Origin of the sequence: Rhodococcus sp. EPR-147, assembly GCF_001647185.1 — a bacterium.
Lineage (GTDB): Bacteria > Actinomycetota > Actinomycetes > Mycobacteriales > Mycobacteriaceae > Rhodococcoides.
Genome location: NZ_LVCU01000186.1, coordinates 1 through 6426 on the forward strand (window position 1 = coordinate 1; position 6426 = coordinate 6426).

Genomic DNA, 6426 nt, shown 5'->3' on the forward strand with positions numbered 1-6426 from the left:
GCTGGGTCACCGGCGGCTCGGATCGTCGTCCGAGCACCCTCGAGGTGCAGTCGGCGATCGACACGTCCACCGTGGAGTTGGCAGCGGCAGTCCGCCGCGCGGAGGAACTCGACGCAGCGCTGTCGGGAGCGTTGGACGAACAACGGGACCGGCGCGAATCGGCCGAGCAGGCGCTCGCGGCGCTCAACGAATCCGATGCTGCCATGGCAGCGGTGTACGAGCAGTTGGGCCGATTGGGTCAACTGGCGCGTTCGGCGCATGCCGAGTCGGCGCGATTGACGACGCAGCGTAGCTCTGCCGAGGCCAGCCGGGAGGAAGCGATTGCGCGGCTGGCCGAGCTCGAGGAAAGTCTGCGGACGGCCGAGGACGAACAGTCGGGTTTCGCGGGAGACGGCGAGAGCAGTGACGCAGCGACCACGATGGAACGGGAGATGGCGGCAGCGGCACTGACCGAAGTGCGTGCCGTGGAGGTCGAGGCTCGGTTGAACGTACGGACCGCCGAAGAGCGCGCACAGTCCGTGCGCGGTAAGGCGGATTCGCTTCGACGGGCGGCGCGAGCCGAGCGTGAGGCCAGGGCGCGAGCCGAGCGTGAGAGCGCGGCGCGTCGGCATGCGGCCGCAGTGGCGGCGGCGGTCGGAGAATCGGGCGAGGAAGTCGCTGCGCGGTTGGCCACGGTCGTGGCAGCCGCTGCCCGTAGACGAGACGAGCTTTCTGCCGAACGTGCAACGCGCACAATCGAACTCGACAAGGTCAAGGAGCAGGTTCGAGCCCTGCAGGGGCAGCTGGCGTCGATCACCGACGCCGTGCACCGGGACGAGGTGGCCCGCGCCCAGGCCGCGCTGCGGATCGAACAACTCGAGACGACGATTCTCGAGCAACACGGCATCGGCCTCGACGATCTGGTGGCCGAGTACGGGCCCGACGTGGCCCTGCCACCCACCGAACTCGAGATGGCCGAGTACGAGGCAGCCAAGCAGCGGGGCGAGCAGGTGGTGGCACCGGCCCCGATGCCGTTCGACCGCGCCACTCAGGAGCAGCGCGCCAAACGCGCCGAGCGTGACCTCGCGACACTCGGCAAGGTGAACCCGCTCGCTCTCGAAGAGTTCGCCGCCCTCGAGGAGCGCTACAACTTCCTGTCCACCCAGCTCGAAGACGTCAAGTCCGCGCGCAAGGACCTGCTCGGCGTGTTCGCCGACGTCGACGAACGGATTCTGCAGGTCTTCACGGAGGCGTGGCTCGACGTCGAACGAGAATTCACCGGGGTGTTCGCCAAGCTTTTCCCCGGCGGCGAAGGACGACTGATCCTGACCGACCCGTCGGACATGCTCACCACCGGAATCGAGGTCGAGGCCCGCCCACCCGGCAAGAAGGTCAAGCGGCTCTCGCTGCTCTCCGGTGGCGAGAAATCGCTGACCGCGGTGGCCATGCTGGTGGCCATCTTCCGCGCCCGACCGTCACCGTTCTACGTCATGGACGAGGTCGAGGCAGCACTGGACGACACCAACCTGCGTCGACTGATCGGACTGTTCGAGCAGCTCCGCGAGAAGTCGCAGTTGATCGTCATCACGCACCAGAAACCGACGATGGAAGTGGCCGATGCGCTGTACGGCGTCAGCATGCGCGGCGACGGAATCACCACGGTCATCTCGCAGCGGTTGAACCGAGAACGCGTCGCAGTGGACGCAGTACAGCCGGACCCGACCGAGCCGGATGCGGTCGCTGAATCCGACACCGTCTCCTGAGCAGCGTCCTCCGTGGCTACTGCTTCGGGTAGAGCTGTTCGGCGTAGGACGGACCGTAGTATTCCCGCAGTTCCTCCACCGTCTCGGGAGCCTGAGGAATCAACGCTTTCGTCAGCGTCGCGACGTCGGGGATGGCGTCGGCATCCCAGGTCTCGGGCTGCCACAGCTTTGACCGCATGAACGCCTTCGCGCAGTGATGGAATACCTGCTCGATGTCGACGACCAGACACATGATCGGGCGGTGGCCCTTGACCTGCAGTTCGTCGAAGAACGGGGCGTCGGTGACCAAGGAAGCGCGACCGTTGACGCGGAGGGTGTCACCGCGACCGGGGACGAAGAAGTTCAGCCCGACGAACGGGTTCTCGAGAATGTTGCGATAGCCGTCCATCCGGCGGTTGCCCGGCCGTTCGGCGAGAGCGATCGTGGCGTCGTCGAGGACGTGCACCAGGCTCCCGGGCGGATCGCCCTTGGGCGAAACGTCGCATCGCCCGCTCGCGTCCGAGGTCCCGATGAGGCAGAACGGTGAGGCAGCGAGCCACTGCACGTCCAGAGGGTGCAGCGTGCGCCGGTCCTTGTTGGCGGCTCGGAAGCTCGGCTCTCCGAACATCTCGGTCAGTTCGGCGGCGTCGCGCACCGTGGTCCACTCCATGACCGTGAATGTTATCGACACGGACTTGCGGGCGGGAAGCGCATTTTCACGGTCGGTGCACCACCGGTGACGAACGGACGCGATCGCCTGAGAGGATGTTCCACGTGAGTAACCAAGCGTGGATCATCGTCGCGGCGATCGCTGCCGTCCTGCTCGTCGTCCTCGTCGTCGGGCTGGTTCTCTCCCGTCGCCGGAGAGTGTCCCTCAAGTCGGACGAGGCAGCGCGAATCGAGGGCGCGGCCACCAAGGACAAATCCGGTGGCTACACCGCGGGTAGCGGCTTCTCGTTCAGTCAGGGAACGGCGACAGCCGAGCCTGTTGCCCCGAAGGCCCCCAGGCCCGAGCCGAAGCCGGTCGTGCCGAAGCCTGCCGAGGCGAAGCCGGTCGAGAACATTCCCGTCGAGTCCACGCCGGTCGAGCGGCCGCCGGTGGTACCCACGCCTGAACCGGTCGAATCGGAGACCGTCTGGATCGAACCGGAGGTGTCCGAGCCGGAGGCCCCGGCAACCGATGCCACCGTCGAAGATCCCGTTGCTCCCGAGCCGTCGGTGGCCGACACCGTTGCTCCCGCGCCTCGCCGCTTGGACACCATCGAACCGACCGAGGGACGACTCGACCGTCTCCGTGGCCGGCTGGCACGATCTCAGTCCGCGGTGGGCAAGAGCCTGCTCGGCCTCCTCGGCGGCGGCGACCTGGACGAGGACTCGTGGGAAGAGGTCGAGGACACCCTCCTGATCGCCGACATCGGTTCGGCCACCACCGCGGAGATCATGCGGACGCTGCGTGAGCAGATGGCGGCGCGCAGTATTCGCACCGAAGCCGACGCCAGGGCTCTGCTGCGCGAGATCCTCGTGGCGCAGCTGCACCCCGAGTTCGATCGTTCGATTCGCGCGTTGCCGCACGACGGCGCGCCCGCGGTGTTGCTGGTGGTGGGGGTCAACGGAACCGGCAAGACCACGACCACGGGCAAACTGGCTCGCGTGCTGGTCGCGGACGGGCGGCGGGTGTTGCTCGGTGCCGCCGACACGTTCCGCGCAGCTGCGGCCGATCAGCTGCAGACCTGGGCCGAGCGAGTGGGTGCCGAGGTGGTTCGCGGCAAGGAGGCCGCGGATCCGGCTGCTGTCGCCTTCGACGCGGTGAGCAAGGGGATCGAGAACGGCGTCGATGTGGTTCTGATCGACACCGCGGGACGACTGCACACCAAATCGGGTCTGATGGACGAACTGAGCAAGGTCAAGCGAGTCGTCGAGAAGCGTGCCCGCGTGGACGACGTTCTGCTCGTTCTCGACGCAACCGTGGGCCAGAACGGACTGACGCAGGCCCGTGTCTTCGCCGAAATCGTGAACATCACGGGAGTCGTGCTGACCAAGCTCGACGGAACCGCGAAGGGTGGCATCGTTTTTCAGGTGCAACGTGAACTCGGAGTGCCCGTCAAGCTAGTCGGTCTCGGCGAGGGTGCCGACGATCTGGCACCGTTCGAGCCGGGTGCCTTCGTCGACGCGTTGCTGGGCTGATCTCGACTCGGGGGTAGTTTCCGAACCGGGGCAAAAGCACAAACGCCAGCACGAAACCTTTTTGCAACAGAATTCGGTCATGCGTTCACATGCCCGAAACACCCGAGTGTCACGGATGAAACTTCGTGAAACCACTCTTCTTGCGTAACGGCGCGCCAACCGGTGTGCAGGAGAATGGAGGGTGTACGTGAGTCCCGAGGATATGTTGGCCAACTCCGGCAACGCCGCGTGGATGCTGATGGCAGCATCGCTGGTACTGCTGATGACGCCGGGCTTGGCGTTCTTCTACGGCGGTATGTCGCAGTCGAAGTCCGTGTTGAACATGATGATGATGTCGTTCGGAGCAATGGCCGTCGTCTCGATCATCTACTTCCTGTGGGGATGGTCGATGTCCTACGGAACCCAGGACATCGGCGGTGTCTTCGCCAACCCGTTCGAGTTCTTCGGACTCAAGGATTCGATCACCGATGCCGACGGTAACTACATCGCCGGCGCATGGGGCTACGCCAACATCATCGACGTGGCATTCCAGGTCACCTTCGCCATCATCACGGTGGCACTGATCAGCGGCTCGATCGCCGGCCGTGTCAAGTACGGCACCTGGCTCGCCTTCGCCGGTATCTGGGTCACCCTCGCCTACTTCCCGCTGGCTCACATGGTCTGGGGCGGCGGACTGCTCTCCGGATCCGAGAACGGGCTGGCGGCAATGATCTTCGGAACCACCGACGACGGAGAGGGCGGACTCGTCGCCAGCGTCGCTCCGATCGACTTCGCCGGTGGCACGGTGGTGCACATCAACGCCGGTATCGCCGGCCTGATTCTGGCGATCATCATCGGCAAGCGCGCAGGCTTCGGCAAGGTCGCCTACCGCCCGCACAACCTTCCGTTCGTCATGCTCGGCGCAGCACTGCTGTGGTTCGGCTGGTTCGGATTCAACGCAGGCTCCGCCTTCGCCGCCGACGGCATCGCCGGCGTGGCCTGGGTCAACACCACCGCCGCCACGGCAGCCGCGATCGTGGGCTGGCTCATCACCGAGCGCATTCGTGACGGTCACGCCACCAGCCTCGGCGCCGCCTCGGGCATCGTCGCAGGTCTGGTCGCCATCACTCCGGCCGCAGGCACGCTCACGCCGGTCGGTGCCATGATCCTCGGCGTCGTCGCCGGTGTGCTCTCCGCACTCGCGGTCGGACTGAAGTTCAAGTTCGGCTACGACGACTCGCTCGACGTCGTGGGCGTTCACCTCGTCGCAGGACTGTGGGGAACGATCGGAATCGGCTTCCTCGCATCCGAGACCGGCCTGTTCTACGGCGGCGACTACAAGCAGCTCGTCGTGCAGATCGTCATCGCACTGTTCGCGCTGGTCTTCACCGCCATCGTCACCGCGGTCATCGCGTTCGCGCTCAAGCCCCTCGGCTGGCGCGTCTCCGACGAGGAGGAGGCGAACGGCATCGACGAAGCCGAGCACGCTGAGACTGCATATGATTTCGCCTGACAAGGTAGAGATAGACGTGAACGCTGCACCGTACGACAACGGGCACTCGAGGTCTTGTGAAGGGAAGCAAAAATGAAGCTGATCACGGCAATCGTCAAACCGTTCACCCTGGAGGACGTCAAGACGGGGCTGGAGCAGGCCGGCGTACTCGGAATGACAGTCAGTGAAGTTCAGGGATACGGCCGCCAGAAGGGCCACACCGAGGTGTACCGAGGTGCGGAGTACTCCGTCGACTTCGTCCCGAAGGTCCGTGTCGAGGTAGTCGTCGACGACGCCGCTGTGGAGAAGGTCGTCGAGGTCATCGTCGAGGCTGCACGCACCGGCAAGATCGGTGACGGCAAGGTCTGGGTTTCCCCGGTCGACTCGGTCATCCGAGTCCGCACCGGAGAACGTGGCGCTGATGCACTCTGACCCCAAAGGGTCTCGGGCCGTGGGCCCCGGTTCTGGCGCGAAAGCGTCAGGATCGGGGCCTTCGGTCTCCATGGGCTCCGCATCGAAGGGCACGAGCGATGCTGCAGCAGATCTCGCTCGGGCCAGAAAACAATTGCTCGACGGCGGAACACGCAATCGTCGACTCGATGCACCCTCGCTCCGGCAGGCTCTGGTCGATCTGCACGAGTTCTGGCTGACCACCAAAGGTGCAGAGCTCGGGATCAAACCGGACTCCGGTTTCGCGATCGTCGCCGTAGGCGGTCTTGCTCGACGAGAACTGCTGCCGTACTCGGATCTGGACCTGATACTGCTGCACGACGATCTCGAACCACGCATCGTCTCCGATGTCGCCGACAAGCTCTGGTACCCGTTGTGGGACGCACACATCAAGCTCGACCACAGCGTGCGAACGGTGCCACAGGCTCTGCAGGTGGCGGCGGCCGACATGACGGCATCTCTCGGCATGCTCGAGGCGCGGCACATCGCCGGCGACGTCGAATTGAGCAACCTCCTCATCGGCGGCGTACGTCGCCAGTGGCGCAACGGTATTCGAGGGCGCTTCGACGAGCTGATCGAGCAGACCCGCGGGCGGTGGTC

General features: G+C 65.3%; 5 protein-coding genes and 1 pseudogene. 5 read left to right on the forward strand and 1 reads right to left on the reverse strand.

What is annotated here, in order from left to right; translation table 11 throughout:
- A partial coding sequence (locus A2J02_RS09500) for an AAA family ATPase (RefSeq protein ID WP_156516162.1) occupies positions 1 to 1742 on the forward strand: 1742 nt, incomplete at its 5' end.
- A 16-nt stretch (positions 1743 to 1758) separates the two neighbouring features.
- Here A2J02_RS09500 and A2J02_RS09505 read toward each other — a convergent pair.
- The gene (locus tag A2J02_RS09505; RefSeq protein WP_068049570.1) at positions 1759 to 2391 is read right to left on the reverse strand and encodes a pyridoxamine 5'-phosphate oxidase family protein; all 633 of its coding nucleotides are present in this window, start codon (positions 2389 to 2391) and stop codon (positions 1759 to 1761) included.
- A gap of 104 nt (positions 2392 to 2495) precedes the next feature.
- Between A2J02_RS09505 and ftsY the strand changes: the two genes are divergently transcribed.
- The 4 genes and pseudogenes from ftsY to A2J02_RS09525 form a co-directional block, all read left to right on the forward strand.
- Positions 2496 to 3905 (forward strand): signal recognition particle-docking protein FtsY, encoded by a 1410-nt coding sequence (ftsY, locus tag A2J02_RS09510; RefSeq protein WP_068049579.1) that lies wholly within the window; start codon positions 2496 to 2498, stop codon positions 3903 to 3905.
- A gap of 202 nt (positions 3906 to 4107) precedes the next feature.
- Positions 4108 to 5397: an ammonium transporter gene (locus A2J02_RS09515; protein ID WP_176460509.1), complete on the forward strand. Its 1290-nt coding sequence runs from the start codon at positions 4108 to 4110 to the stop codon at positions 5395 to 5397.
- A 72-nt stretch (positions 5398 to 5469) separates the two neighbouring features.
- Positions 5470 to 5808, forward strand: a complete 339-nt coding sequence (locus A2J02_RS09520) for a P-II family nitrogen regulator (protein ID WP_019664269.1) — start codon at positions 5470 to 5472, stop codon at positions 5806 to 5808.
- Positions 5798 to 6426, forward strand: a pseudogene (locus A2J02_RS09525) ([protein-PII] uridylyltransferase); the annotation flags it as partial. The gene A2J02_RS09520 and the pseudogene A2J02_RS09525, both read left to right, overlap by 11 nt.